This window comes from Photobacterium chitinilyticum, assembly GCF_004104355.1.
GTDB lineage: Bacteria > Pseudomonadota > Gammaproteobacteria > Enterobacterales > Vibrionaceae > Photobacterium > Photobacterium chitinilyticum.
The window spans coordinates 1-411 of record NZ_RJLM01000220.1 but is presented as its reverse complement, the minus strand read 5'-3'; the positions used below and the strand labels follow the sequence as shown (position 1 = coordinate 411).

Annotated in this window: 1 protein-coding gene; it reads left to right on the top strand. The window is 46.0% G+C overall.

What is annotated here, in order from left to right:
* The coding region (locus EDI28_RS26550) for a pseudouridine synthase family protein (protein WP_500048357.1) at nt 1-411 on the top strand (411 nt) is incomplete at both ends.

Sequence of the window (411 nt, the reverse complement as noted above, 5' to 3'; positions counted from 1 at the left end):
CGTAGCGTTCAGGAAGAAATTGAAAAAACCTTGACCAGATTAAATAAAGGGCAAACCATTACTGTTCACGGTGCTGGTAGGACAGATAGTGGGGTTCATGCCCTGGGACAGGTCATTCATTTTGACCTGCCTTATCAGATGGATGAGGAGAAACTCCGTTTTGCCTTGGATACCCAGTCTCCTGAAGATATTGATGTGATTTTGATTGAGCTTGTGGCAGATGATTTTCATTGCCGTTATGCCAAGCATAGCAAGACCTATGAGTTTACTGTGGATAGAGGACGGCCCAAAAATCCGATGCGCCGTCACTATGCCACCCACTTTCCCTACCCACTCGATGTGGAACGAATGCAGATTGCAATCAAAAAGCTAGAGGGAACCCATGATTTTACCGGTTTTACAGCCTCTGGG